The organism is Rhodococcus sp. C3V (genome assembly GCF_029269915.1).
In the GTDB taxonomy this organism is placed as follows: domain Bacteria; phylum Actinomycetota; class Actinomycetes; order Mycobacteriales; family Mycobacteriaceae; genus Rhodococcus_F; species Rhodococcus_F qingshengii.
On record NZ_JARJBE010000001.1, the window covers coordinates 249,854 to 274,356 of the forward strand.

Below are 24,503 nucleotides of genomic sequence, written 5' to 3' on the forward strand. Positions count from 1 at the left end.
CTTCTGGGTACACTTGCGGCGGGGGATCGGAAGTTCTACGGAGGCAGTCGGTTGACGAATGCAGGCGCAGCAGACACCAGTGGCGCGCTGAGCGTCGAGGATGTTCGTCGCGCCAGGGCCGCACTCGAGGGGCTCGATGTCACCAGTTGGTCCGGTCGCTTCGAGCTTCTCTCCGACACCAACCGTCTGCGTCTGTTGCTCTGCCTTCATCACGCACCGGGTATCTGCGTCACGGATTTGTCCGTGGCGCTGGGGATGAGCGGCACAGCCGTCTCACATGCGCTGCGGCTACTGCGTAGCCAGGGGTGGGTGAGCGCGACCCGCGACGGCCGATCGATGCGATACCAACTGGCGGACGACACCGTTCACCAGCTGCTGCATTCGATCGGCGCCACACATTTTCACGACGAGACACCCACCCCCGGGCACACGCACAGCTGAGCGCTACTCAAGGAGTCGCGAAGAACTTCTCGACGGCCGGCGCAGCGTTCGGGTTTCCGTTGGTGATTCCTGCGCCGACTCCGGCAACCGTGCCGATGACTCCACCGACGATGCAGCCGGCGATGAAGTTCGGGAAGATCGACAGGCAGCCGATTCCGACGCCGAGGTTGGCTCCGATCAGGGTCGACTGCAGACCACCGTTGTTCCAGCCGATATTGACCTCGTTGGCCATCGTGTCGAACGCGGCCTGCTTCGGATCGTTACCGGGGAAGAGCATCAACGCCGCCTGGCTGTTCGACTCTGCGGTCGGTGTCAGTAGGGGTTGGGACGGATCGAAGCCCGCATTCGGGGGCGCTGCGACCGCGGTGCCGGCTCCGGCGCCGACTGCGGCGACGACGAGTACGGACATGGTGAGAGTTCGGGACAGTTTCATGGGGACGGCCAATCTGTCTGTGTGGAACCAGTCGTGAATGGTGGCGGTGCAGTTCGTTAACCAGAACTCCACCGTCTGGATCGATCGTGCGGACCTCCTCGGGCACAACGGGACCCGTCGTCTCCGCGCGACGGGCCGTGTTTGGTGGCTACCCGACTCCGAGTGCCCTGAAACCGCCTAGTCTCATTCGTTTTTCGACAACCGCGCACGCAATTCTTCGACCTCGGCAGTAAGCCGATCTACCTCGGCTTGCAGGGGTTGGCGTGCCAGAGCGAGGGATTCGTCCATGCGCTCCTTGTCGAAGCGTGGCGTGATGTTTCGACTGCAGTTCCAGTCGAACGCTTCGACGTCGATGACGATGGAACGCTGGGCTTTTGCCGTCATGGTGCCGCCGGGGACTTGCAAGAGCTGTTGCAGTAGTGCAGGGTCCTCGTCCGCTTCGATCACCTGCGCGCGCCCGTAGATCTTCAATCTCGTTCGCGTCGGGTAATCGATGACGAACAGCGAGATGCGATTGTTCTCTTCCAGATTGCCGAGCGTCACGAATTGCTGATTGCCGGGGAGATCGGCGAATCCGATTCGATTCGGGCCCAACACATGCAGGAATCCGCGCGGGCCGCCGCGATGTTGGACGTACGGCCAACCGTCGGGCGTCACCGTGGACATGAAGAAGGAATCCACGGATTTCACGAATCCCTGCGCGCGGAAATCGAATTCCATCGGGCCCTCGTCGGGCTGATCGAGTTTCGAACCGTACACGGTGAAACTTCCGGTCGACCGCTGACGCTCCACCGCAGCGGGGGAGAAGGCGATGTGTGCGTATCGGGTCGACATTTTCCAACTCCTGATGCTCAGTGCCAACGGTGGTCGGCAACGGCAGTTCGCGGACCGAACTTGGGTTTGACGGCTTGCCCGCTGACCTGCAGAAGCCTCACGGCGCGGTATCGATGCGGTTGAAGGGGAGCGAGGTACTGCACCATCTGGGCGTCGTCGATCGGTTCACCCAGCAGTGACCACCCGACGACGGCAGAAAGGTGGTAGTCGCCGACCGAGAGTGCATCGGAATCGCCGAATGCACGCTGAGCCACTTCGGCGGCAGTCCAGATCCCGACGCCGGGTACCGCTCGCAACCGTTTGGTCGCCTCGGTCCTGGGGAACGTGGATGCCTGCTCGAGGCGGTCGGCGACGCGAGCGCACTGAACGATCGTCTTGGACCTCGCGGGATCGACGTTCGCGCGATGGAATTCCCATGACGGCATTCGACGCCATTGGTCCGCGGTGAGTGGAACCCGCATTCCGTCGGGCGCGGGGCCGGGTGGGCGCTCCCCGAACTTGGTCAGCAGGCGGCGCCACGCGGCGAATGCGTCGATGCCGTGGACTCGTTGCTCGAGGATCGCGGGAACGAGAGCTTCCATGACGCGGCCGGTGCGGCCGATGCGCAGATGAGGGAAGCGTCGATGAGCTTCGGCGAGCTTGGGATGTTCGGGGGCAAAATCTTCGGCTTCGTCGTCGAGACCGAGCAGCGCTTCGGCGCCGGTCAGGAATTCCGTGGCGCCGGGACCCCAGGCCTGTACCCGGACCGTGTGGCGATCCGACTGGGTGATGCGGTAGGTCACAGGACCCGAAAGTTGGCGGGAAACTCGCCAGATCGCTCCGTCGGCTGACCGTCGATGTGCGGGGTCGCCGGGTCCGCGCTGATGCGGGCTGAGCGTCAGCGCGGCATCGAGCGGTCGCTGAGAAGTCACCGTGACTTCGTCGACCGGAGATAGCGGCGTCATCGAGGTCAGCGTATCGCCACCGTCCATCCTCCGTTAAGGCGTGTGTCGGTGGCGCAACGTATTGTCCGAGCCATGATCATCGTGAGCACCGACGGATCCTGTCTGCGAAACCCCGGTGGGGCTATCGGCTGGGCGTGGGTCAATCACGAGGGTCCGAGCATGTCCGGCGGAGAAGCGTCCGGCACCAACCAGATTGCAGAGTTGCGTGCTCTGTTCGAGGCCGTCGTCGCCCATCCCGGTGCTGATCCTCTACTCATCGAATCCGACTCGCAGTACGCCATCAAGTGCGCTTCCGAATGGTTGCCCAGTTGGAAGCGCAAGGGCTGGAAGACCGCGAGCGGCGGGGCGGTCAAGAACCTCGAACTGGTGCAGAGTATCGATCGAGCCATCACCGATCGAGTCGGTCCGGTGCGCTTTCGCTGGGTGCGCGGGCACGTCGGCAACCACTACAACGAAATGGCAGACAAGCTGGCCGGCGAAGCCGCACGCGCCATCGTCTCGGGGGACATCGCATCGGTCCCGCTTGCTGCCCCGGTGAAGAAAGAACCGACCGCCGTGAACTCTCCTTACAAGGAGAAGTCCACGACGGTCGAAGAACCGGCAGATCTGTTCACACTATTCTGAGCGGTTCAGAATCCGTCGGCAACCTGAACCAGCGCCCGGCCGGTGTACTTGCCTTCGCGGACCTGATCGATCACCGAGACGACGTCGCGGACGGCAACGAGGTTCGTGATCTCCTTCAGATGACGTGGGGCCAAGTCGGAGCCCAGACGGGCCCACAGCGCGCGACGGGGTTCGATCGGCATCAATACCGAGTCCATGCCCAGCAGTGAGACTCCGCGGAGAATGAACGGCAGCACGGTCGTAGGCAGCGCGGCGCCGCCGGTCAATCCGCTGGCGGCCACAACACCGCCGTAATTGATCGTGCTCAGAACGTGAGCGAGGGTCTTTCCACCGACGCAGTCGACGGCCGCCGCCCACTGAGATTTTCCGAGCGGGCGAGGCTTGGCGTCGGGATCCTCGGGAAGCCTGCCGATCACCGAAGACGCACCGAGTGACGTCAGAAGGTCTGCCGCGCCGGGCTTGCCGCTGGAGGCGATCACGTCGAAGCCCGCGCTTGCCAGAAGGTCGACGCTGACGGTGCCGACTCCGCCGCTCGCGCCCGTCACCAGGACGGGACCGTCGGCGGGCTTCACTCCGCTGGCCAGAATGGCTTGGACGCTCATGGCTGCGGTGAATCCTGCCGTGCCGATCGCGGCAGCGTCGGCGGTGGAAATGCCGTCGAGCTTCACGACCCACTCGGCAGGCAAACGGGCGATCTCGGCGTAGCCGCCGTTGCGGGCGGTCCCGATCTCGTAGCCATGTGCGACGACCTTGTCGCCCGGGGCGAATGCGTCGGACTCGGAGGCGATGACCTCGCCGGCGACGTCGATACCGGGGACGATCGGGTAATCGCGAACCACCCCGCCTTTCGGCGTGACCGCGAGCGCGTCCTTGTAGTTGACGCTCGAATACTCGACGCGAATGGTGACCTCACCTGCCGGGAGGAAGGATTCGTCGACGGTTTCGGGGGCGAAGTCGATGGTGCCGTCGCTGTCGCGGGCGACCCAGGCGTTGAAAGTAGTCATGGGTCGAACATAAAGGCCTTCGGCCCTGTGCGCCTTTTTGGTAGTGCGAACTACCGGAAAGGCGCACAGGGGCGGAGCCCCTAGATCAAGCTGCCCTCATGCACCGCTCGATCGAACGCCGGTAGCGGGCCACCGGCGCGCAGGGTAGTTGCCAATGCAGGATCGGCGAGATGGAGACGGCCGATCGCGATCAGATCGAACTCTCCGCTGCCGATGCGCTCCTCGAGCTGTGGGATGTTGTCGACTACAGGTGCGACGCCTTCGATGCGGCTGTCCCGCAGCGACTTTCCGATACCGACGCTGCCGACGGCCATCGTGACGGCGCCGGTCAGCTTCTTCGCCCAACCCGCCAACGAGAGATCGCTGCCTTCGAAGGCCGGCACGTCGAAACGCCTGATGCTGGCGTCGAGAACGTCGACTCCGGCGTCGACCAGCGCGCCCAGGATGACGCCCAACTCTTCGGGGGTTTCGGCGATCTTCGCGGTGAAATCTTGCTGCTTGTGCTGTGAGAAACGGTAGATGATCGGCAGATCCGGTCCGATGGCCGCGCGGATCGCGGCGACGACGGCGGCCGGGAACCTGGTACGACGCTCCAGGTCGCCTCCCCACGCGTCGTCGCGCTGGTTGGTGCCCTCCCAGAAGAAGGAATCGAGGAGGTAGCCGTGACCGCCGTGGATCGCGATGCCGTCGAAGCCGAGTTCGACGGCGTGCTTCGCGCTACGGACGTACGCGTCGATGACGTCCTGGATGTCCTGCTCGGTCATCGCTTCGGTGCTGGCCTGTGCGCGTTCGACGTAGGCAGCGGAGTACGAGGTGACGCCGAGCGGGCCCCACTCGCCTGAGGGGCGCATCGGCTTGAGTGAGGGGTCCATCTGCGTCATCGCGCCCCACAAAGGTCCGACGTGCCAGAGCTGAGGCACGATCTTGCCGCCCGCAGCGTGCACGTCGTCGACTACCTTCCGCCATCCGGCCTGAGCAGCGGGAGTGTGGAGGTTGGGGACGTTGGCGTGGTCGACAGCAGTCTCGTGATCGATCGCGACGCCTTCGGTGACGATCAGTCCGGTGCCGCCCTCAGCTCGTCGGCGGTAGTACTCGGCGACGTCCCGGCCAGGCACGCCCTCGATGGAGTACGTGCGCGTCATCGGCGACATGACTATGCGGTTGGACAGTTCGAGCGAACGGATGCGGAGCGGTTGGAACAGCGGGTTGGTCACTTCGTCACAGCGCTTTCATGAATCGGAAGAATCCGGGGTCCTGGTCGACACGGAGCCGGGTGAGGGTTCGGTAGCTGATCAGCCACTTGCCGTCTTCTTTGCGGTATTTCTCGTGGTAGTGGCCGTAGCCGTGTAGGTGCAGTTCTTTCTCGCCGTCGTTCCACCACAGCATGTCCTCCATCGCCCAGATGCCGGTTGCGGTGGTGGGCGAGGTCAGCACGATTTCGGGAGTGTGTGCGTGGTGCGCCGTGGTGAGGGGGATGTCGCCGTCGAGCATGTTCCGAATTGCCGCGGTGAGTTTGTCGATGCCCACTACCTGGTTCGAGGTGTCGCCGGTCTTGGGTTGCTTGTCTGTCGGGAGTCCGCCCCACGTCTCGCTGACGACGTCTGCGGTGTGCAGGGTTGGGTAGACGTGCCACTGCTTGGTGTCCATGCAGCGTAGGCGCGCGGCGAACACACGCTTGATTTCCTCGATTGCGAGCAGTTCCTCGACGGCACTGATCGACCCCACTTCGGACTCGGCCTGAGACATTCAACCTCCAACGGTGATCGGCAAGATGGGTTCACATTCGGGTGCTCCGGGCGGGCCGTCAACGACCTGTCCCGGTGAGCGCGACGGCACTCGGTATGGTCGAGCGAACGAAAGGGGTGTCAGACGTGTGTACCGAAGAGGTCCCATCGACCGGACCGGAGGAGATCGCCGAGGTTCGGGCTTTTTGGCGCGAGTTGGGTGTTCCTGGCGTGATCGACGTCCATACCCATTTCATGCCGAAGAGCGTCATGGACAAGGTGTGGGGCTACTTCGATTCGGCGGGACCGATGATCGGTCGTCCTTGGCCCATCGCCTACCGACTTGCCGAGGAGGAGCGGGTACACCGTCTCCGCGAGTTCGGTGTCCGGGCTTTCACGTCGATGATCTACCCGCACAAGCACGCGATGGCTGAGTGGCTCAATCAGTGGGCCGTCGAATTTGCCGCGCAAACGCCCGATTGCCTGCACACGGCCACGTTCTATCCCGAGGAGTCGGCGGCGTCGTACGTCGGCAAGGCCCTGGATTCGGGCGCGCGAATCTTCAAGTCCCACATCCAGGTCGGAAACTACGACCCGAACGACCCTCTGCTCGACAAGGTCTGGGGTCAGCTCGAGGACTCCGAGACGCCCATCGTGATCCATTGTGGATCGGGACCGGCGCCGGGGGAGTACACGGGACCTGATCGCATTGCTTCGCTGCTCGCACGGTACCCGCGCCTGTCGTTGATCGTCGCCCACATGGGGATGCCCGAGTACAGCGAATTCCTCGATCTGGCAGAGGCTTACGGCAATGTCCGCCTGGATACGACCATGGCGTTCACCGACTTCACGGAAGAGCAGTGTGCCTTCCCGAAGGCGGACGTATCACGGCTCGTCGACATGCAGGACCGGATTCTGTTCGGTAGCGACTTCCCGAACATTCCGTACCCGTATCTCACAGCCTTGCAAGCGGTTACGCGCTTCGATCTCGGAGACGAATGGCTGCGAGCCGTCGTGCACGACAACGCTGCCAAGCTCTTCTCGGTGAGCTGAGCCCACCGAGAAGTATTTCGCTCATCGCAATTTGATGCTGCCGCCGTCGGCCATCAACGTCTGTCCGGTCATGTACTTGGAATCCTCGCTCGCCAGGAACACCACGACGGGAGCGATGTCGGTTTCGGGATCACCGATGCGTCCGAGGGGCACCTTGGCAACCGATGCGGCTGCGCGCTCAGGGAAGGCTTCCTGCCACTTGACGACGCCTTCGGTGGCGGCGAACGGGCAGACCACGTTGACCCGAATGCCTTCCGGCGCCCACTCGTTGGCGACGACGCGCGTCAGGCCTCGCACAGCTTCCTTGGCCGCAGCGTAGGACGTCTGGGTGGGCATTCCGTCCAAACCTGAACCCGATGCGAAGTTGACGACCGAACCCTTGGTCTTCGCGAGTTCGTCGTGGCACGCCTGCATGAGGTGGACAACGGGGTAGAAACCGGTGTTGAAGGACAGGTCGAACATGTCCTGCGTGGTTTCGAGCAACGGAGCCTGACGGGACGCATGAGCGTTGTTCACCAGGATGTCGAGCTTGCCGAAAGCCTCGAGCGCGGCGTCACGGATCTGCTCGGCCGAACCGGCGGCAGCAAGGTCGACGTTCAGGAACTTGCCGGAGCCGGCCAGTTCTTGTTCGAGGGCCTGGCCCTGCTCGTCGTTGATGTCGACGAACAGGACCTTCGCGCCTTCACGGGCGAAGACTCGGGTGACAGCGCGACCGATTCCACCGGCGCCGCCGGTGACGATCGCTACCTTGCCGTTCAACCTCATGAAACGCTCCTCTTCGTAAGTGCTGCTCAAACTGTTGCGGTCTCGTCGACTGCAAGTGCGATCTTTTCGAGGCCGGCGATGCTGTAGGCGGCGTAGGTCTCGTACGGCCCACGGCCGGAGAAGTAAGACGAGAGCTGGCCACCGAGCTCTTCGACGGTGAACGCGGATCCGGCTGCGTCGAAACGATTCTCGACCTTGGGTGCTTCCATCAACGCCACCATCTTGCCGTAGACGACGAAGACCTGTCCGTTGATCTCGTCGGAATCGGGGGATGCGAGGTAGCTGACCAGGGTCGCGACGCGCTCGGGTGCAAGCGGATCGAGGCCGACGACGCCGGTGTTGTTCTCGCCGAAGGCTTCTGCCGTCATGGCGGTGCGCGCACGAGGGCAGATCGCGTTCGTGCGGACGCCATAACGGGAGAGACCTGCAGCGCTCGAGAGCGTCAGAGCGGTGATGCCGGCCTTGGCTGCCGAGTAGTTGGGCTGTCCGGCGCTGCCGAAGAGGAAAGCCTCGGAAGAGGTGTTGATGATGCGGCCGTAGACCGGTGCGTCGGCTGCCTTGCTGGCTGCGCGCCAGTGGACTGCGGCTGCGTGCGAGGTGGCCGCGTGGCCCTTGAGGTGCACGCGGATGACGTCGTCCCAATCGGATTCGGTCAGGTTGAAGATCATCTTGTCGCGCAGGATGCCTGCATTGTTGACGAGGATGTCGAATGATCCGAAGTTCTTGACGGCCTCTTCGATGATGCGCCCGCCGAGTGACCAGTCGGAGACGTCGCCGGTGATGGCGAGTGCCTGTCCACCTGCGGCCTTGATCTCGTCGACCACGTCGTTGGCCGCTGCACCCATGTCGTTGACGATGACGGCTGCACCGGCAGCCGCGAGTCCGAGTGCTTCGGCGCGACCCAGGCCGGCGCCGGCGCCGGTGACGGCGGCAACTTTGCCTTCCAAGCTCAGTGATTGCGTCATGTCGTGCTCCTTCGATCCGGTCTGGCGGGTAGGTATAGCAAAATTAGTATTCATTCTAATTTGAAGTCGAGAGTTCGGTAGTCGTTCCGAAAAAATCATTCGAGCGAAATCAGAATTAGTTCTAGTTTTGAACAGAAGTTTGGCCGACTGAGGAGGAGTCTCACTCAGCGGGAGCGGTGATCTGGGTCACGAGCGCTGCATGCCACCTTGGGGCGACGCGGCGATCCCACCGCGTACGCGTTTGCGTCACCACCGATCCGCTCAGTTCTCGGCCGCATTCGTCGGCTCCAGGGTCGGATAGTTCCCACCGAAAACGCAGTACGGTCGGCCCCGAATTCACCGGGCCGGACATCAAGGAAGGCACCAGCAGTGTCACTGAATTTGGCAGATCTGTACGAGGGCATCTCGGATCTGATTCCGGACCGCACGGCGCTCGTGTGCGATGGTCGTCGTCGCACCTACGTCGAGCTGGACGAGGGCTCGAATCGCATCGCCCGCCACCTGGCGAGCGTCGGTGTCGGGCCCGGCGATCACGTTGCTCTGCACATGCGCAACAGCATCGAGTTCGTCGAGAGTTTGCTCGGCTGCCTCAAGATTCGTGCGGTCCCGATCAACGTCAACTATCGCTACGTCGACGCCGAACTGACCTATCTGTACAACGATTCGCAGTCGGTGGCACTGATCGTGGACGAGGAGTTCGTTTCCGTCGTGGAGACGGTTCTCCCGGCCGCGCCCGGCATCAAGCACGTCGTTGTCGTCGGCGAGTCAGCCGTCCGCGATATCGAAGGCGTCGACGTCGTTCGATTTGCCGACGCTGCCGCGGAGCAGGCCGCCACTCGTGACTTCGCGCCCCGCAGCAACGACGACCTCTTCGTCATCTACACCGGCGGCACGACAGGGATGCCCAAGGGCGTCATGTGGCGTCATGAAGACTTCTACTTCGCGGCGCTCACCGGCGGAAATCCGTTCGGTCCGCCGCACACGACCGCTGAGGCTCTGTTCGCCGCGGTGCCGAACGTCCCCGCGATGAACATGCTCAGTACCGCACCCCTGATGCACGGTGCGGCGTCGTACTCGCTGTTCACCGGATTCTTCATGGGCGCCAACGCAATTCTCATGGCGCGGTTCGACGCGAAGACGACGCTCCAGCTCGCCGGAAGTGAGAAGGCCGTCTCCATCACCGTCGTCGGAGACGCGATGGCACGTCCGCTCGCAGACGAATTGGCAGCAAACGCAGCAGATTACGACCTCAGCACGGTCGGAATGGTCTCGTCCGGCGGAGCCTTGTTCTCGCTCTCACTGCGGGAGCAGCTCAAGTCGATGCTTCCGAACCTGGTGATCCGCGACGGATTCGGCTCCTCGGAGTCGGGCGTCGACGGCAATCTGGAGATCGGTCAAGACGGCCTGATGCGCATCGCCGCTCGCGACGAGACCCGCGTCGTGGACGAAAGGATGCGGCCGCTGGAGCCGGGATCGCCCGAGACCGGTTACATCGCTCGCAGTGGTCACGTGCCGGTCGGCTACTTCAATGATCCGGTCAAGACCGCGGCTACGTTCCCGGTGATCGACGGGGTGCGGATGTCGGTGCTCGGCGACGTCGGACGCGTGGAAGCCGACGGCTCGATCGTCCTGCTGGGGCGTGGTTCTCAGTGCATCAACACCGGCGGGGAGAAGGTGTATCCGGAAGAGGTCGAGCAGGCGCTCAAGAGTCACCCGGCGGTGCTCGACGCTTTGGTCGCGGGAATTCCGGATGCAAAGTTCGGTGAGCGCGTCGCTGCGGTCATCACGACCCGCGAAGGCTTCGACGTCCCGGACGCTGCCGAGATCGGTGAGCATTGCGCGTCGCAGGTCGCTCGGTACAAAGTGCCGCGCACCGTCATGAATGTTCCGTCGATCAGGCGTTCTCCCAGCGGAAAGGCCGACTATCGCTGGGCCAAGGCCACTCTCGCCGAGCAAGTCTCCTAGTCCGGCCGGAGCCGTCCAGCGCGTTTGTGAGGGACGCGTTGGGTGGCTCCGGTGCTCTAGCCTGTCACCGTCAGAACCAGCAGAGCGACGTTGAGTGCAACGATCAAGCCCGCCGCAATCCACGCCGCGACGGTCGTGAGCGGGGCATTGCGCGCGTCGCCCATGAGTTCGGGGTCCGAGGTCATTCGCACCAGCGGGATGATCGCGAAGGGGATGCACAGGCTCAAGACCACTTGGCTGAGCACGAGCGCCAGCGTCGGGTCGACGCCGAGTCCGAGCACGATCAGTGCCGGGATGAGCGTGACGATCCGGCGTGTGATCACCGGAATCCGAATGGCCAGAAGACCATGCATGATCTCGGCGCCGGCCGCGCATCCCACGGAGGTCGACGCGAGTCCGGAGGCGAGGAGGCCGATCGCGAACACCACGGCTACGCCCGGGCCGAGCGAATTCTCGATCGCGGCATGCGCACCGTCGATGGTGTCGGTGCCGGGTACTCCGCGCAGCGCCGAAGCGGCCAGCAGCAGCATGCCGATGTTCACGCCACCGGCGATGATCAACGCGACAACGACATCCCAACGGGTGACTTTGAGTAATCGCTGCAACCGTGGGCCGGGTTTGATGTGGCCGTGGCGATCACGTGCCAATGCGGAGTGAAGGTAGATCGCGTGCGGCATGACCGTTGCTCCGAGCATGCTGGCGGCGAGCAGTACGGTCTCGGTTCCTTCGAAGCGGGGGACCAGTCCGGCGACGGCCTCGCTGCCGGAGACGTCGGTGAAGGCGAGCCCGGTCAGGAAGCCGATGGTGATGATGGCCAGCAATCCCATGACCACGAACTCGAAAGTGCGCTGTCCGCGCCGACTTTGGATCGTCAGGATGACCATCGACACGCATCCGGTGATCAGTCCGCCGAGGAAGAGCGGGATGTTGAAGAGCAGGTTGAGTGCGATGGCGCCGCCGATGACTTCGGCGACGTCGGTCGCGATCGCCATCATCTCGGCCTGGAGCCAGAACGCGCGGCGGTTGTTCTTACGCAGGCGCTGACCCAGCATTTCGGGCAGGGATCTGCCGGAGACGAGACCGAGTTTCGCGGACAGATACTGCACGAGGACGGCCATCGCGTTGGCGAGTACGAGTACCCAGATGAGGAGGTAGCCGTACTTGGCGCCGGCGGTGAGGTTGGCGGCGACGTTGCCCGGATCGACGTACGCGATTGCCGCGACGAACGCCGGACCGAGCAGGGCGATGGATCTCCCCGTGGGTCGTCGGCGCGGAGTCGTCGGCTCTTGCGTACTGGTGCTCATCGGTCTCCTGGTCACACATACTCGGACCTGTTGGTTCGAATAAGTGAACTATAGAGTTCGGGGAGCCGAACTTTCAACAGCTGTGCGCGGTTACCGACCGCAGAGGGTCCCTAACCGCGCACAGGCCGGTTAGGCCGTCACGCCGGCAGCCAGGAGAGCGCGAGCCTCGGGTCGGCCGTCGAGGAGGGCGTTGGTACGCAGTTCGACCTTCCACTCGCCGTCCGTCTTGATCAGTTCCCAACGGTTTGCGGTGATGCGGAGGACCTTGAATCCCGTCGGGTTCTCGGGATCTTTGATGACCAACTGCGAATGGCAGGTCGCGACGGCCTTGTTGCCGTCGATGCGGATGTGGGCGGGTGTCATCATGTGGGCCGCGCCGTTCATGATCCAGTTCTGGTGTGAGGCGCTGTGAACCATCGCGCGCAGTTCGCCGCGGCCGTGCATCGCACCTGTATCGACGTCGTAGACGCCGTCCTCGAGCCACAGGTTCGCGACCTCGTCGGCTGATCCGCTGTCGACGGCAGGGCTGTATGTGGTCAGCAGTTCGGTGATCGCGAGCTTGTCCTCGAGCAATTCCACTCGGGCGAGCAGGGATTCGATCAGGGCGGTCGAGTCGGTCATCGGTACGTCCTTTGCATTGAATTGTCGGGGAATCAGGAAGTGGTGAAAGAAAAGCCCTCGGCGAGGGCGATTCGGTGAAGTTCTTCGAGTTGTTCGCAGTAGTGCTCGACGCTTCGAGCGCCGACCGAGCAGCTGGCGATGGTCGCCCCGGCGTCACGGACGCGAGTCAAGGCGCGAAGGGTGGATTCGCGATTGCCGAGAGGATCGAGCGGCGCACCGGCGGGAAGCACCACGTCGAATCCGTCGGGGAGCGTCGTGGCATCGAGCATTTCCTTCAGTTCGGAGAATCGCAGCCCGAACGGCACCCACCCGTCGCCGTGTGTGGTGGCCCGGCGCAGCGATCTCTTGGTCCGGCCGCCGATCCACAGCGGCACCCGTTTCTGGACGGCGTGGGGTTCGACGACAAATCCGGAGTAGTCGTAGAACTCGCCGTGATACTCCGGAGTCGGCGTCGACAGTGATGCCCGAAGTGCGGCCAAGGCATCGTCAGCGCGCGCTCCTCGGTCGGCAAATGGAGCATTTATGATATCGAATTCTTGTTTCAGAGTCCCCACCCCGAGGCCGAGTATCAGGCGTCCATTGCTGACGCGATCAAGCGTTCCGTAACGCTTGGCGATCTCGAGGGGGTGGTGGTAGCCCAACACCAGCACCTGGGTCGCCAGCAGGATTCGTGATGTACGCGCGGCGAGAAAACCAAGGGTGGCGAGCGGATCCCAGTAGGTTCCGCCGCGCTCGGCGGCAATCTCCTCGGGGACCGCCACGTGTTCACTGCAGGTCAGATGATGGAAACCGAGTCGATCCGCCGTGGCGGCCACTGTGGCGATCTCGCCGATGTCAGCACTTGCCTCCCACTCCGAGCGCGTGCTCGGGTGCTGAATCAGGACCGGCGTGACGATTCCCAGGTGCATCGGGCGTTTATAGCGTCCCCACTCGCCCAGCGGCAGGTGAATTACCGCTGATCGGGATCGAAAAGATCGATTCACTTTCCAGAAACTGTGACCTGGGTTATAGTCGGTAGAATCAATTCCAGTTTTCGGGAGGCGTCCATGACCATTGTTGACATGAACGACACACTGTCCACCGTCCAGACTGCCGGTGGGCAACCCAAGAAGGATCTGCCGCCGTCGATGGTCGAGCGGATGACAATGATTCTCGACGCCTTCGACGGCCGCGCCGCGCGGCTGACGCTGGAAGAGGTCGCGTGCCGTACTCAGTTGCCGCGCTCCACGGTCCACCGCATTCTCGATCAGCTGGTCAAGCTGGACTGGGTCGATCACGCATCGTTCGGCTACTGCCTCGGGCGTCGCGCGCTCGGCCTCGGTGGTGGCGACGGCGGCCACAGCCAGATCCGCGAAGCCGCTGCACCGCTTCTGCACGAACTGCACCTGCAGACCGGCATGGTCGTTCACCTATCGGTGCTCGACGGACGCGAGAGCGTCTATCTCGACAAGGTCGGCGGACGATTCGCCGCGGCGCTCCCGTCCCGCGTCGGCGGCAGAGTGCTCGCTCATTCGACGGCTGGTGGCAAGGCGATGCTGGCGTGGATCGACCCCGAGCGCGTCGACGCTCTGTTCGGGCCTTCTCTTCCCCGCTGTACCGAGAACACGATCACCGACGTCGCTGTGCTCCACCAGGAACTGAACCGCATCCGTCAGCGTCGGGGACTGGCCTTCGAACGCGGGGAGTCGGCGCGTGGAGTCGCTTGTGTGGCTTCGGCAATTCGCGGACACGAGGGTCCCGTCGGCAGCATCGCGTTGTGTGGTGACATGCGGACCGCTCAGCTCGAGCGAGTTGCTCCGCTGGTCGTCGACGCGGCTCGCGAGGTCTCACGGACGCTGTACCCCGAACTGGGTGCTCCTCGCCGCGGCCGCAAAACGCCTCCCGTTCCGACCAATACGTTCTCGGCGGAGACGATGGATCGCCTGCTGGCAGCGTCGTCCGACCACTGGATCTGACGTATTTTGATCGACTTGTCTCGCTGATCGGGACGAGTCATAGCAGCTCAGCGGTACTGATGGCACCGTTCGGACCATGACGACTGAACTGAGCTACGAGGGAACTCTGAAGGAACTGCAGACCGATCTCGGTGTGCTCCGGTACCACGAAGCCGGCGACGGCCCGCCGCTCCTGCTGCTGCACGGATCGGGCCCCGGCGTCACCGGTTGGCGTAACTACCGCGGCGTTCTCGCGGACTTCGCGGAGCACTTCCACTGCTACGTTCTCGAGTTTCCCGGATTCGGCGTCAGCGATCCCGGCCCCGACCATCCGATGATGATGGCGCAGGCGTCGGTCGGGATGTTCCTCGACGGCCTCGGCCTCGGCCCGGTCCACATGATCGGTAACTCCATGGGCGGCATCGTCGCCACCAAGGTCGCGATCGACGAGCCGCACCGGGTGAGCAAGCTCGTCACCATCGGCGGCATGGGAAAGAACACCTTCTCGCCGGGGCCCGGTGAAGGCATCAAACTTCTCATGGAGTTCACCGACAACCCCACCCGCGAAGCCCTGGTCCGCTGGTTGCATTCGATGGTCTTCGACCGTGCCGTCGTCACCGAGCAGCTCATCGAAGAGCGTTGGGCCCTGGCCACCGAGCCGACGACGCTCGAGATCGCCCGTCGTATGTACAGCAGCAAGGCCATGGCCGCCATGGGCGCGGCTGCCGCTGCGTCGACCGCCGTGCCGTACTGGGCGCAGCTGAACAAGATCAAGGCGCCGACGCTGTTGACCTGGGGACGCGACGACCGCGTCAGCCCCGTGGACATGGCGATTCTGCCGATGCGCGACATCCCCAACGGCGAAGTTCATATCTTCCCCAACTGCGGACACTGGACGATGATCGAAGCTCGCGACGCCTGGGTCGCGTCCGTTCTGGCATTTCTGACGCGTCCAGAAGGCAAATAAGGCCCGTGCGCCTTTCTGGTAGCCCCCACTACCAAAAAGGCGCACAGGGGTGCTCCCACTCACCGGGAAGCGTTTCTGCACTTCGGTGGGCTACCTGCCACCGTTTCACCAACAGATTTTCATTCTGCCCAGGCACTCGCCGGGTAGCGAAACCAGAAAGCCGGAAAAATCATGGGTCAGGTTCTGGACAACATCTCACAGTTCGCCGACGAGATCCGCGCCGACGGGGTCGAGGGCGACAAGCTGATGCGCTTGACGGACGGCAGCGCGAAGCGCTTGCGCGACTCCGGCGTCATCCGGATGTTCCAGCCGAAGGAGTTCGGAGGCCTCGAGGCGCATCCGCGTGAATTCGCCGAGACGGCAATGGCTATCGGCGCGATGGACGGTGCCACGGGCTGGGTCAGCGGCATCGTCGGTGTTCATCCGTGGGAGCTTGCGTTCTTCGACCGCAAGGCTCAGGAAGAGGTGTGGGGAACCGATCCCGATACGTGGATGGCGTCACCGTATGCGCCGATGGGCGTGGCGAGGCCGGTCGAGGGTGGGTACATCCTCAACGGTCGTTGGTCGTTCTCGTCCGGCACCGATCACTGTGACTGGATCATGATCGGCGCGATGGTCGGTGACGAGTCCGGCAAGCCGTTGATGCCGCCGAAGCACCTGCACGTACTGCTGCCGCGCTCCGATTACGACATCGACCAGGACAGCTGGAATGTCGTGGGCCTGCGCGGAACCGGGTCGAAGGATCTGATCGTCAAGGACGCGTTCCTGCCCACCTACCGCACGATCGACGCCGGAAAGGTGTACGACGGGACGGCGTGGAAGGAAGCGGGTCGTACGGAGACGTTGTACAAGTTCCCGTTCTCGTGCATTTTCCCGTTGGGGATCACCTCGTCGTTGATCGGTATCGCCGAAGGTGCGTTGGCGTGCAACATGGCTGCGCAGCGTGAGCGTGTGACGGTCAGTGGTGTTCCGATCAAGGAAGATCCGTACGTGCTGTTCGCGATCGGTGAGGCGGCGGCCGAGATCGCTGCTTCTCGGGCTGCGATCTTGGAGACGGTGGATCGTTTCTGGGACATGACGGAGAAGGGGCAGGAAGTTTCGTTCGAGCTTCGTGCGATCGGTCGGCGTACGCAGACTGCTGCGGCGTGGCGGGCGGTGCGGGCGGTGGACGAGATCTTTGCTCGTTCCGGTGGTGGGGCTTTGCAGTTGAACACGCCGATGCAGCGGTTCTGGCGTGACGCTCATGCCGGTCTCGCGCATGCGATTCATGTGCCTGGCTCCATTTTCCATGCGTCGACGCTCTCGCAGCTCGGCGGCGAACCGCAGGGTATCCACCGCTCGATGATCTAGTCCCACAAATACTTTCGAAGCAAGGACGGTTAGGCATGACTGAAATTCGGGGCCTGGGGTATCTCAGGATCCAAACGCAGGACGTGGCTCGCTGGCGCGAGCTCGTGGTCGACGGACTCGGCCTCGCGGTCGGTAGTGGCCCGGAAGCCGACGGCCTCTACTTGCGCCTGGACGAGCGTCGTGCGCGACTGATCGTCCTGCCCGGTGAGACGGACAAGGCTCTCGCAGTGGGCTGGGAAGTGCGAGATCAGTTCGCGCTCCAGCGTGTTCGTGAAGCAGTGGAGAAGGCCGGAGTCGAGGTCGAGGTTCTTTCCGAGGTCGACGCCAGCTACCGCGATGCCGAGCAGGTCATCGCATTCGACGATCCCAACGGCAACCGAGTCGAGGTCTTCTTCGGACCGGTACTCGACCACAGCCCGTTGGTCACCCCGCATGGCGGCCGTTTCGTCACCGGCGATCAGGGCCTCGGCCATGTGGTGCTTCCGGTTACGCGTTTCGACGAGGCATACACCTTCTACACCGAGGTGCTCGGATTCCTCCCGCGCGGTTCCATCCGTCTCGGCGGCATCGATGCGCCGCCGCCGGCTCGCCGCGTTCGCTTCATGGGTGTCAACCAGCGCCACCACAGCCTGGCGTTGTGCCCGGCGCCGCCGGTTGACGAGCCCGGTCTCGTGCACCTGATGATGGAAGCCGAGACTCTCGACGCCGTCGGTCAGGCTCTCGATCGTGTTGCCAAGCTCGGCTTCTCGATCTCCTCGACGTTGGGTCGCCACACGAACGACAAGATGGTGTCGTTCTACGTGCGCGCACCCGGTGGCTGGGATCTGGAGTTCGGTTGCGAAGGCATGCTTGTCGACGAAGCCTTCTACACCGCTGAGGAAATCACGGCGGACAGCTACTGGGGCCATGACTGGTCCGACAGTGAACCGCTGGCCGCGTTCACTCCCAAGAGCTAGCTCTTACGCAACGAAAAAGCTCGGTCCCAATGCATATCGGGGCCGAGCTTTTTCGTGCAATAGATCAGGAAGCTGCTGCGGCCAAACCGGTTTCGAGGTCGGCGAGAATGTCGTCGATCCCTTCGATGCCGACCGCAAGGCGGACGAGCCCCGGGGTGACGCCCGAAGCGAGCTGCTCTTCGGGAGTGAGCTGCGAGTGCGTCGTCGACGCGGGGTGGATGACGAGTGAGCGAACGTCACCGATGTTCGCGACGTGGCTGTGCAGTGTCAGGGCGTTGACGAACTTCTTGCCCGCGTCGACACCACCGGCGAGCTCGAAGGCGACGATTGCGCCGGTGCCCTTGGGCGCCAGCTGCTTTCCGCGCTCGTGCCACGGCGAGGAGGGCAATCCGGCGTAGGCGACCGAGGTGACCTCGGCGCGGCCGTCGAGGAACTCGGCAACCTTCTGTGCGTTGGACACGTGGCGCTCGATGCGCAGGCTCAAGGTCTCGATGCCCTGCGAGATGAGGAAGGCGTTGAACGGTGCGATGGCCGAGCCGAGGTCGCGCAGAAGCTGAACGCGTGCCTTGAGGGCGTAGGCGGGTGCGCCGAGATCGGCGAAGGTGACGCCGTGGTAGCTGGGATCCGGAGTGGTGAAGTTGGTGTGGCGTCCCTGGGTCCAGTCGAAGGTGCCACCGTCGACGATGACGCCGGCGATCGCGGTACCGTGTCCGCCAAGGTATTTGGTGGCGGAGTGGACGACGATGTCGGCGCCGTGCTTCAGCGGCTGAATGAGGTACGGAGTTGCGACCGTGTTGTCCACGATCAGCGGGATGCCGTGCTCGTGGGCGACTGCGCTGATGCCGGGGATGTCGAACACGTCGTTCTTGGGGTTGGAGATGGTTTCGCCGTAGAACGCCTTGGTGTTCGGAAGGATTGCCTCACGCCAGTGATCGAGGTTGTCCGGGTCCTCGACGAAGTCGACGGTGATACCGAGCTTGGGCAGCGTGTAGTGGAAGAGGTTGTACGTGCCGCCGTACAGGCGAGGGCTTGAGACGATGTGGTCCCCGGCCTCGGCGAGGTTGAGGATCGCGAAGGATTCGGCGGCCTGACCGGACGCAACCAGCAGAGCCGCGACTCCGCCTTCGAGGGCGGCGATGCGCTGCTCGACGGCGTCCTGCGTCGGGTTCATGATGCGGGTGTAGATGTTGCCCGGCTCGGCGAGGCCGAAGAGCGCCGCCGCATGGTCGGTGTTGTCGAAGACGTAGCTGGTGGTCTGGTAGATCGGAAGCGCCCGAGCGTTGGTAGCGCTGTCCGGGCCCTGTCCGGCGTGGACCTGCTTGGTTTCGAACGACCAATCGGCGGTCGGATCGGTATCGACGGGGGTGTTCTCGCTCATGAATTCATACTCCGTGGTGAAGGTGGGTTGGTGCGGGTCAGGCGGTTTCGACGACTGTATGCACTGGGACGGGATTGCGGGTGAGATCGAGTACGGGGCAGTGGGCGTCGACCGTTTCCTGCAGTTCCAGGTAGCGCTCGCGGGGTTCGGGGCCGGTCAGGGTGACGACCACGCGGACCTCGGAGAATCCCGGACGGACGGCGTCGTCGAAGCCGAAGAATCCACGAACGTCGAGGTCACCTTCGGCCCTGGCCGAGATGTCGTCGAGAGCGATACCGAGTTTGTCCGCCCAGACGCGGTAGGTGACCACCTGGCAGGAGAGCAGGGAAGCGAGGTAGTACTCGACAGGATTGGCTGCGGTGTTCTCGCCGCCGAGGGCCGGTGGCTCGTCGACCTCGACGCTGTACTTACCGAGAGAAATGGTGCTGGCAACGGCGTCGTGCGCCTGGGCGGAAGCCTTGAATACGACGTGTGCTTTGCTCGCGTCTTTGTCGATGGCGTCGGCGTTGGCTGCTACGACGGAACTCAGGTGTGAGATGGAGGCGGTGGTCATGACAGAAATGTCCCCTGATCTGGGTGTACATACGAGTATCGACGTGAGCGGCGCTCACGTCGTAGGTCCGATCAGTAGATCGGACACCCGGATGTACAGACATGCGCAAAGTCGACATGGCGCCGCCGCGTCAGCAGCGTGCCCGTCTCGTATGCGCCGATTCCCGTCACAGGAGAGACTGTAACCGGTTCATACCCTTTCCGACCAGACGTATAGGAAATCTGTCTCGGATTGTGGTCTGTCATGCGGGCGGCAGTCCGCTCCATCGGGGTGTCCGACGAGTGGCGAAAGCGTCGAGTCCTTCGGCGATGTCCGGAGAGCGCAACACTGCGTCCTTGGCGTCGTCGGTGACCTTCCATCCGTCGGCGTCGGCGTCGGCGTAGAGAGCCTCGATGGCCTTCAGACTCAGACTCACGGAGGTGGGGGAGGACTCGCAGATCTCCGCTGCCATCACCAGTGCCTCGTCGAGTGCCTTACCAGGGGCAGTGACTGCATTGACGACGCCGAGGTCCTTTGCCCGTTCGGGATCGAGTGTGCGGCCGGTGATCAAGAGTTCACGGGCGACGTTGATCGGAAGCGCGCGAGGAGCCCGAAAGAGTGCGCCGGACGTCGCAACCAGACCGCGTTTGGTTTCGGGAAGGCCGAATTGCGCTGTGGCGGAGGCGACGATCAGATCGCAGGCCAGTGCGATTTCGAAACCGCCACCAAGCGCGTAGCCCTCGACTGCAGCGATCAGGGGCTTGTTCCGCCGGCGCCGAATGACGCCGTACTCACCGCCGCGAGGCATGCGAAGGTCGGCCCGCTCTCGGATATCGGTTCCGGCGCAAAAGATGTTGGGGGTTCCGGTGATGATGCCGACCCACAGATCAGGGTCGTCGTCGAGAAGATTCAGCGCGGCTTCGATTCCCTCGGCAGTCTCACGGTTGATCGCGTTACGGCGTTCTTCGCGTTCGATCCTGACGATGAGAACGCGGTCATGGCGTTCGGTGGAAACAGTCGACATAATTGGACTGTAGTCCACTTATCGGAGGCGGAGGTGCGTCACCTGACGGGACGGACATTGGACACATTCCGGACTGTGGCGAAGACTGTGTTCTGAGGCGGAGAAGGGCAGGTCGACGTGATTTCCAAACGAGAACAGAACAAGCGCGACACCAACGACAGGTTGCTCTCGGCTGCTCGAATTCTGTTCTCGGCGCAGGGTTTCGCCAGCACGACCGTCGACGACATCGCCGAGCGAGCCGAGGTGTCGCGAGCCACCTTCTTCAATTACTTCCAGGGCAAGGACTCGGTTCTCGAGGCGTTGCACAGTGATCATCTCGATCAGCTTGCGGCACTGGTGGATCAGCTCATGGAATCGCCGATGCCGACTTCTGATCGGATCTCCCGGATTTTTCAGGATTTTGCGCAGCAAGCGATCATGCATCCGCGCTATCTGCGCATGGTGACTGCAGAACTCGAGCGCGACTTCGCCTCCTCCGGAGCGGGGGCGGCCCACGATCATCGGTTCCACGTGGAACTTCTGCGGATCGTCACTGCCGGTATCGAAGCCGGCGAAGTGAGATCGGACTACCCGCCGCTCTTTCTCGCACAGATGATCGGTGGTACGTACGGAGCGTTGGTCCGCTTCTGGCGGCAAGACGCCGATTACGACGTGGTCGGAGAATTCGATCGCGGAGCCAGGTACGTCGCGGAAGGCATCGCTGCTCGCTGATCAGGGAGTGGGCACTACCAGAGGCAGCATCTGCTGGACGCTCTCCGAAAGATAGTTTGCGGCAGTCTGATCGCCGGACAGATGGCGCAGCAGGCTCTGCTGGAACAGGCCGTCGAAGATTGCGTACATCGCCGCCGAGGTGACCGATGCCTCTACGTCGAGAAGTTCGGCGTAGCGAGAAACAATGCGCCAGATCATGTTTTCGAGACTCTCGTCGATCGCGGCGACGTCGGCTCGGAACGACTCCTCGAACATCGACTGCGCGCGCAGGTCGTACCAGAGGCGGTGCATCGTGGGTTCTTCGATCATGGTCTCGGCGAGCAGTGCGCCGAAACCGGTTTTCAGTTCCTCCGGTGTCTTCGCGGTGGCGACGATGCCGTCGTAGCGGGTGACGCAGCGTGCCTTGTAGTGGCGCACGCAGTGGGTGATGAGATCGACCTTGTCGCTGAAGTAGTAGTGCAGGACGCCGTGGGAGAACTCCGAATTCTGGGCGATTTCGCGCAGGCTCGTGCGTGCGTAGCCCAATTCGGCCAGGGTTTGCAGTGCGGCCTCGGCGAGTTGATCACGTCGCTCGGAGAATTTGTCGACCTGGCGACGCGACACCTTGTCTGCGTTGGACCGCTTGGCGGAGTCGGACCGCTTCGCGGAGTCAGACTGCTGGTCCGGGGAGCTAGGTGCAGCCTTTTTCCCTGCCTCACTAGGCTTCTCGACTGTCGTGGTCACGATGGCACGTCCTGTTCCCTGCGGTTTCCACAGCGGCACGATCACCGCGTCCGAATCAGTGTAACCCCTGGTCTTTGACGAGCGTGTAACAAAATCTTGACAGTCGTCAAGATTTCTCTTGACACTCGTCCAAAGTTGAATACTCTGTGACTCACACCACTTGGCAGCGTCGCTGTGAACGGTGGCATCGCGAGAGTCGTTTCAGTCATGGAGGCAGTCGAAAATGAGCGTGTTTGATCTCGAGGGACGAAAAGCACTGGTCACAGGTGGTGCCAAGGGGCTCGGAGCCGGAATGGCTGAGGCGTTGGCGAAGGCGGGGGCGTCAGTGATGATCGGCGACGTTCTCGAAGACGAGGGTCGTGCCACCGCAGAGGCTGTTGGTTCGGGCGGAGTCAAAACCGGCTTCGTAAAGCTGGACGTCACCGACGACGCCAACTGGGAAGAGGCAGTCGCCGCCACCGCGGAGACTCTCGGCGGCTTCGACATCCTCGTCAACAACGCAGGCATCGAGATTTCCTCGCTGGTGGTCGACCTCGATCCGAATGACATCCGCCGTATGTGTGAGGTCAACATCCTCGGAACAGCGCTCGGAACCAAACACGGACTGCGCAGCATGCGTCCGGGTGGCGTAGCCGGAACCGGCGGTTCCGTCATCAACATCTCTTCAGTGGCCGCAACCATTCCGTTTCCCGGGATCAGTGGATACTCCGCGACCAAGTCCGCGGTCGATCGCTTCACCAGAGTTGCCGCCGCCGAGTCGGGCAAGCTCGGCTACGGAGTCCGCGTCAACTGCATCTACCCGGGTCTTGTCGCCACGGAGATGGGTCTCGGACTCGCGGCGGACATGGAGAAGCTCGGTCTCTGGCCCAGCGCCGAAGCAGCAGTCGGAGACGTCATCGGCCTCACCCCGCTCGGCCGCCTCGGTGAAGTGAACGACATGGCTGACGCCGTTGTGTTCTTGTCCTCCGACGCCGCGCGATTCATCACCGGTATCGGCCTCCCCGTCGACGGTGGCATGGGCATGTAGCTCGCCCTTCATTCGTACGTACACCCTTCTCACGTCTTCGAAAGGTTCCACGAACATGTCCGAAAAGAAGCCCGTCATCGTCTACGGCGTCTCCGGGTACACCGGCCGTCTGGTGTGTGAATACCTGCGCGAGTTCAACATCCCGTTCATCGCAGCCGGCCGCGACGCCGCTCGCATCCAAGAGGTCCTCGACAAGATCCCCGGATTGGACACCGTCGATCACGAGGTCGTCGAGGTCGAGCACACCGTCGAGGCGCTCACCGAACTGTTCACCGGTGCACAGGTTGTCAGCAACATGGTCGGGCCGTTCATCAAGCTTGGCGGGACCGTCGTCGAGGCCGCGCTGAATGCCGGTTGCCACTACATGGATACCACCGGTGAGCAGGACTGGGTACTCGACGTCCAGGAGAAGTTCAGCGACAAGTATCAGGAGAAGGGCCTGCTCCTCTCTCCCGGTATCGCGCAGATGTACACCACCGGTGAGATCGCGGCCAATATCGCACTGGAAACGCCGGGGCTCGATACGCTCGACATCCTCGTGCTGTGGAAGGGATTTCCCACCTACGCGTCCACTCAGACGATCTTCACCATCCTCAAGGCGAACTGGTACTACCTCGAGCAGAACAAGTACGTGCAGTGGGCGCCCGGCCAGACTTTCGACGTCGTCGTTCCGGGCCAGCACGAAACTGCGCTTGCATTGCCGTGGGGCGGAACATGCCACCCGGTGTGGTTCAAGAACGATCCGCGAGTTTCCAACGTCAAGGCTGCGGGCGGAGTGTTCGACCGCACCGTGATGGAAGGCGTTGTCGCGACGCAGAAGATCGTGGAGGAGCAGATCAAGACCCTGCCCGCCGACGAGCAGGAAGCCGCCTTGGCCGAGATCGCCGGATCGGTTCAGGCCGGTATGCCCCCTCGTGAGAATCCGCGCATCAACACCTCACTCGACTCCGTCTACGCGTCGGGCCCGCTGGGTCGCTCGCACGTCGTGATCCACGGAAACTGTAACTACAAGCAGACGGGCCTCCTGCACGCCTATGCAGCGCATTCTCTGCTCCAGCAGGCGCCGAAGCGGACCGGGCTTGCCTCGGCTTGCCAGGCGTTCGGCCATCGCGAACTGCTCGGCGCGCTACGTAGTTTCGGGCTGGCTCTGGAGCCGGAAGTAACCATCAACGCCTAACTCGTCGCCCTCGTCATCATGTTCACGGCTCCCGGCGTGTAGCGCGC

The 24,503-nt window shown here is 63.1% G+C and carries 26 protein-coding genes; 11 read left to right on the top strand and 15 right to left on the bottom strand.

Annotated elements, in window-relative coordinates; genetic code table 11:
• Positions 1–51 precede the first annotated feature (51 nt).
• Positions 52–441: a metalloregulator ArsR/SmtB family transcription factor gene (locus tag P3G66_RS01300; protein WP_003940184.1), complete on the top strand. Its 390-nt coding sequence runs from the start codon at positions 52–54 to the stop codon at positions 439–441.
• A 7-nt stretch (positions 442–448) separates the two neighbouring features.
• Here P3G66_RS01300 and P3G66_RS01305 read toward each other — a convergent pair whose 3' ends face one another.
• From P3G66_RS01305 to P3G66_RS01315, 3 genes are all read right to left on the bottom strand, one after another.
• Entirely contained in the window at positions 449–946 is a 498-nt protein-coding gene (locus tag P3G66_RS01305) for a hypothetical protein (RefSeq protein ID WP_003940625.1), read from the bottom strand.
• Between the two features lie 111 nt (positions 947–1,057).
• Complete coding sequence (locus P3G66_RS01310) at positions 1,058–1,708, bottom strand: pyridoxamine 5'-phosphate oxidase family protein (protein WP_003940212.1); 651 nt, start codon at positions 1,706–1,708, stop codon at positions 1,058–1,060.
• Between the two features lie 17 nt (positions 1,709–1,725).
• Positions 1,726–2,679: a DNA-3-methyladenine glycosylase gene (locus tag P3G66_RS01315; protein ID WP_042448519.1), complete on the bottom strand. Its 954-nt coding sequence runs from the start codon at positions 2,677–2,679 to the stop codon at positions 1,726–1,728.
• A gap of 45 nt (positions 2,680–2,724) precedes the next feature.
• Here P3G66_RS01315 and P3G66_RS01320 point away from each other — a divergent pair, with 45 nt between their 5' ends.
• Positions 2,725–3,276: a ribonuclease H gene (locus P3G66_RS01320; protein WP_054188389.1), complete on the top strand. Its 552-nt coding sequence runs from the start codon at positions 2,725–2,727 to the stop codon at positions 3,274–3,276.
• A gap of 5 nt (positions 3,277–3,281) precedes the next feature.
• Here P3G66_RS01320 and P3G66_RS01325 read toward each other — a convergent pair whose 3' ends face one another.
• The 3 genes from P3G66_RS01325 to P3G66_RS01335 all read right to left on the bottom strand — a co-directional run bounded on the left by P3G66_RS01325 (position 3,282) and on the right by P3G66_RS01335 (position 6,026).
• On the bottom strand, positions 3,282–4,280 hold the full coding sequence (locus P3G66_RS01325) for an MDR family oxidoreductase (RefSeq protein WP_065351436.1): 999 nt from the start codon (positions 4,278–4,280) through the stop codon (positions 3,282–3,284).
• Between the two features lie 80 nt (positions 4,281–4,360).
• Positions 4,361–5,494, bottom strand: coding sequence for a 12-oxophytodienoate reductase (locus tag P3G66_RS01330; RefSeq protein ID WP_050654615.1), 1,134 nt, complete (start codon positions 5,492–5,494; stop codon positions 4,361–4,363).
• Between the two features lie 4 nt (positions 5,495–5,498).
• Positions 5,499–6,026 (bottom strand): nuclear transport factor 2 family protein, encoded by a 528-nt coding sequence (locus P3G66_RS01335; RefSeq protein ID WP_003939692.1) that lies wholly within the window; start codon positions 6,024–6,026, stop codon positions 5,499–5,501.
• A 125-nt stretch (positions 6,027–6,151) separates the two neighbouring features.
• On the opposite strand from P3G66_RS01335, the gene P3G66_RS01340 reads away from it, so the two are divergent.
• Positions 6,152–7,057, top strand: coding sequence for an amidohydrolase family protein (locus P3G66_RS01340; protein ID WP_172403435.1), 906 nt, complete (start codon positions 6,152–6,154; stop codon positions 7,055–7,057).
• 21 nt (positions 7,058–7,078) lie between these two features.
• Here P3G66_RS01340 and P3G66_RS01345 read toward each other — a convergent pair whose 3' ends face one another.
• Positions 7,079–7,822: an SDR family oxidoreductase gene (locus P3G66_RS01345; RefSeq protein ID WP_007729453.1), complete on the bottom strand. Its 744-nt coding sequence runs from the start codon at positions 7,820–7,822 to the stop codon at positions 7,079–7,081.
• 26 nt (positions 7,823–7,848) lie between these two features.
• Positions 7,849–8,787 carry a 3-oxoacyl-ACP reductase gene (locus tag P3G66_RS01350; RefSeq protein WP_007729451.1) on the bottom strand — a complete coding sequence of 313 codons (939 nt, stop codon included), beginning with the start codon at positions 8,785–8,787 and terminating at the stop codon, positions 7,849–7,851.
• A 369-nt stretch (positions 8,788–9,156) separates the two neighbouring features.
• Between P3G66_RS01350 and P3G66_RS01355 the strand changes: the two genes are divergently transcribed.
• Positions 9,157–10,752 (top strand): acyl-CoA synthetase, encoded by a 1,596-nt coding sequence (locus tag P3G66_RS01355; RefSeq protein ID WP_064687742.1) that lies wholly within the window; start codon positions 9,157–9,159, stop codon positions 10,750–10,752.
• Positions 10,753–10,808: 56 nt separating this feature from the next.
• Here the strand turns inward: P3G66_RS01355 and P3G66_RS01360 are convergent, their stop codons facing one another.
• From P3G66_RS01360 to P3G66_RS01370, 3 genes are all read right to left on the bottom strand, one after another.
• On the bottom strand, positions 10,809–12,056 hold the full coding sequence (locus P3G66_RS01360; protein WP_020909201.1) for an Nramp family divalent metal transporter: 1,248 nt from the start codon (positions 12,054–12,056) through the stop codon (positions 10,809–10,811).
• 129 nt (positions 12,057–12,185) lie between these two features.
• Entirely contained in the window at positions 12,186–12,677 is a 492-nt protein-coding gene (locus tag P3G66_RS01365; RefSeq protein WP_003939809.1) for a nuclear transport factor 2 family protein, read from the bottom strand.
• Positions 12,678–12,709: 32 nt separating this feature from the next.
• On the bottom strand, positions 12,710–13,585 hold the full coding sequence (locus P3G66_RS01370; RefSeq protein ID WP_162114384.1) for a TIGR03619 family F420-dependent LLM class oxidoreductase: 876 nt from the start codon (positions 13,583–13,585) through the stop codon (positions 12,710–12,712).
• Positions 13,586–13,723: 138 nt separating this feature from the next.
• Here P3G66_RS01370 and P3G66_RS01375 point away from each other — a divergent pair, with 138 nt between their 5' ends.
• The 4 genes from P3G66_RS01375 to bphC all read left to right on the top strand — a co-directional run bounded on the left by P3G66_RS01375 (position 13,724) and on the right by bphC (position 17,884).
• Complete coding sequence (locus P3G66_RS01375) at positions 13,724–14,632, top strand: IclR family transcriptional regulator (protein WP_276116091.1); 909 nt, start codon at positions 13,724–13,726, stop codon at positions 14,630–14,632.
• 76 nt (positions 14,633–14,708) lie between these two features.
• Complete coding sequence (locus P3G66_RS01380; RefSeq protein WP_019745379.1) at positions 14,709–15,578, top strand: alpha/beta fold hydrolase; 870 nt, start codon at positions 14,709–14,711, stop codon at positions 15,576–15,578.
• A gap of 171 nt (positions 15,579–15,749) precedes the next feature.
• On the top strand, positions 15,750–16,928 hold the full coding sequence (locus P3G66_RS01385) for an acyl-CoA dehydrogenase family protein (protein WP_003940250.1): 1,179 nt from the start codon (positions 15,750–15,752) through the stop codon (positions 16,926–16,928).
• 35 nt (positions 16,929–16,963) lie between these two features.
• On the top strand, positions 16,964–17,884 hold the full coding sequence (gene bphC, locus P3G66_RS01390) for a biphenyl-2,3-diol 1,2-dioxygenase (RefSeq protein ID WP_007732786.1): 921 nt from the start codon (positions 16,964–16,966) through the stop codon (positions 17,882–17,884).
• A gap of 64 nt (positions 17,885–17,948) precedes the next feature.
• On the opposite strand, the gene P3G66_RS01395 is transcribed toward bphC, so the two are convergent.
• The 3 genes from P3G66_RS01395 to P3G66_RS01405 form a co-directional block, all read right to left on the bottom strand.
• Entirely contained in the window at positions 17,949–19,262 is a 1,314-nt protein-coding gene (locus P3G66_RS01395; RefSeq protein WP_276116092.1) for a bifunctional o-acetylhomoserine/o-acetylserine sulfhydrylase, read from the bottom strand.
• Between the two features lie 37 nt (positions 19,263–19,299).
• On the bottom strand, positions 19,300–19,815 hold the full coding sequence (locus P3G66_RS01400; RefSeq protein ID WP_050656844.1) for an OsmC family protein: 516 nt from the start codon (positions 19,813–19,815) through the stop codon (positions 19,300–19,302).
• A gap of 241 nt (positions 19,816–20,056) precedes the next feature.
• The gene (locus tag P3G66_RS01405; protein ID WP_003940058.1) at positions 20,057–20,818 is read right to left on the bottom strand and encodes an enoyl-CoA hydratase-related protein; all 762 of its coding nucleotides are present in this window, start codon (positions 20,816–20,818) and stop codon (positions 20,057–20,059) included.
• Positions 20,819–20,935: 117 nt separating this feature from the next.
• Here P3G66_RS01405 and P3G66_RS01410 point away from each other — a divergent pair, with 117 nt between their 5' ends.
• The gene (locus P3G66_RS01410) at positions 20,936–21,529 is read left to right on the top strand and encodes a TetR/AcrR family transcriptional regulator (RefSeq protein WP_003940428.1); all 594 of its coding nucleotides are present in this window, start codon (positions 20,936–20,938) and stop codon (positions 21,527–21,529) included.
• Here the strand turns inward: P3G66_RS01410 and P3G66_RS01415 are convergent, their stop codons facing one another.
• On the bottom strand, positions 21,530–22,132 hold the full coding sequence (locus P3G66_RS01415; RefSeq protein WP_042448650.1) for a TetR/AcrR family transcriptional regulator: 603 nt from the start codon (positions 22,130–22,132) through the stop codon (positions 21,530–21,532).
• A gap of 343 nt (positions 22,133–22,475) precedes the next feature.
• Here P3G66_RS01415 and P3G66_RS01420 point away from each other — a divergent pair, with 343 nt between their 5' ends.
• Both P3G66_RS01420 and P3G66_RS01425 read left to right on the top strand, forming a co-directional pair.
• A complete protein-coding gene (locus P3G66_RS01420; protein ID WP_007732778.1) occupies positions 22,476–23,279 on the top strand; it encodes an SDR family oxidoreductase in 804 nt (267 codons plus the stop codon).
• A 55-nt stretch (positions 23,280–23,334) separates the two neighbouring features.
• Positions 23,335–24,456, top strand: a complete 1,122-nt coding sequence (locus P3G66_RS01425) for a DUF5938 domain-containing protein (RefSeq protein WP_003940189.1) — start codon at positions 23,335–23,337, stop codon at positions 24,454–24,456.
• Positions 24,457–24,503 lie beyond the last annotated feature (47 nt).

Coding starts and splice junctions, on each gene's coding strand:
- P3G66_RS01375 (WP_276116091.1), top strand. CDS start 13,724: ATGACCATTGTTGACATGAACGACACACTGTCCACCGTCCAGACTGCC.
- P3G66_RS01345 (WP_007729453.1), bottom strand. CDS start 7,822: ATGAGGTTGAACGGCAAGGTAGCGATCGTCACCGGCGGCGCCGGTGGA.
- P3G66_RS01380 (WP_019745379.1), top strand. CDS start 14,709: ATGACGACTGAACTGAGCTACGAGGGAACTCTGAAGGAACTGCAGACC.
- P3G66_RS01370 (WP_162114384.1), bottom strand. CDS start 13,585: ATGCACCTGGGAATCGTCACGCCGGTCCTGATTCAGCACCCGAGCACG.
- P3G66_RS01335 (WP_003939692.1), bottom strand. CDS start 6,026: ATGTCTCAGGCCGAGTCCGAAGTGGGGTCGATCAGTGCCGTCGAGGAA.
- P3G66_RS01310 (WP_003940212.1), bottom strand. CDS start 1,708: ATGTCGACCCGATACGCACACATCGCCTTCTCCCCCGCTGCGGTGGAG.
- P3G66_RS01325 (WP_065351436.1), bottom strand. CDS start 4,280: ATGACTACTTTCAACGCCTGGGTCGCCCGCGACAGCGACGGCACCATC.
- P3G66_RS01385 (WP_003940250.1), top strand. CDS start 15,750: ATGGGTCAGGTTCTGGACAACATCTCACAGTTCGCCGACGAGATCCGC.
- P3G66_RS01360 (WP_020909201.1), bottom strand. CDS start 12,056: ATGAGCACCAGTACGCAAGAGCCGACGACTCCGCGCCGACGACCCACG.
- bphC (WP_007732786.1), top strand. CDS start 16,964: ATGACTGAAATTCGGGGCCTGGGGTATCTCAGGATCCAAACGCAGGAC.
- P3G66_RS01400 (WP_050656844.1), bottom strand. CDS start 19,815: ATGACCACCGCCTCCATCTCACACCTGAGTTCCGTCGTAGCAGCCAAC.
- P3G66_RS01350 (WP_007729451.1), bottom strand. CDS start 8,787: ATGACGCAATCACTGAGCTTGGAAGGCAAAGTTGCCGCCGTCACCGGC.
- P3G66_RS01405 (WP_003940058.1), bottom strand. CDS start 20,818: ATGTCGACTGTTTCCACCGAACGCCATGACCGCGTTCTCATCGTCAGG.
- P3G66_RS01395 (WP_276116092.1), bottom strand. CDS start 19,262: ATGAGCGAGAACACCCCCGTCGATACCGATCCGACCGCCGATTGGTCG.
- P3G66_RS01315 (WP_042448519.1), bottom strand. CDS start 2,679: ATGGACGGTGGCGATACGCTGACCTCGATGACGCCGCTATCTCCGGTC.
- P3G66_RS01425 (WP_003940189.1), top strand. CDS start 23,335: ATGTCCGAAAAGAAGCCCGTCATCGTCTACGGCGTCTCCGGGTACACC.
- P3G66_RS01365 (WP_003939809.1), bottom strand. CDS start 12,677: ATGACCGACTCGACCGCCCTGATCGAATCCCTGCTCGCCCGAGTGGAA.
- P3G66_RS01420 (WP_007732778.1), top strand. CDS start 22,476: ATGAGCGTGTTTGATCTCGAGGGACGAAAAGCACTGGTCACAGGTGGT.
- P3G66_RS01320 (WP_054188389.1), top strand. CDS start 2,725: ATGATCATCGTGAGCACCGACGGATCCTGTCTGCGAAACCCCGGTGGG.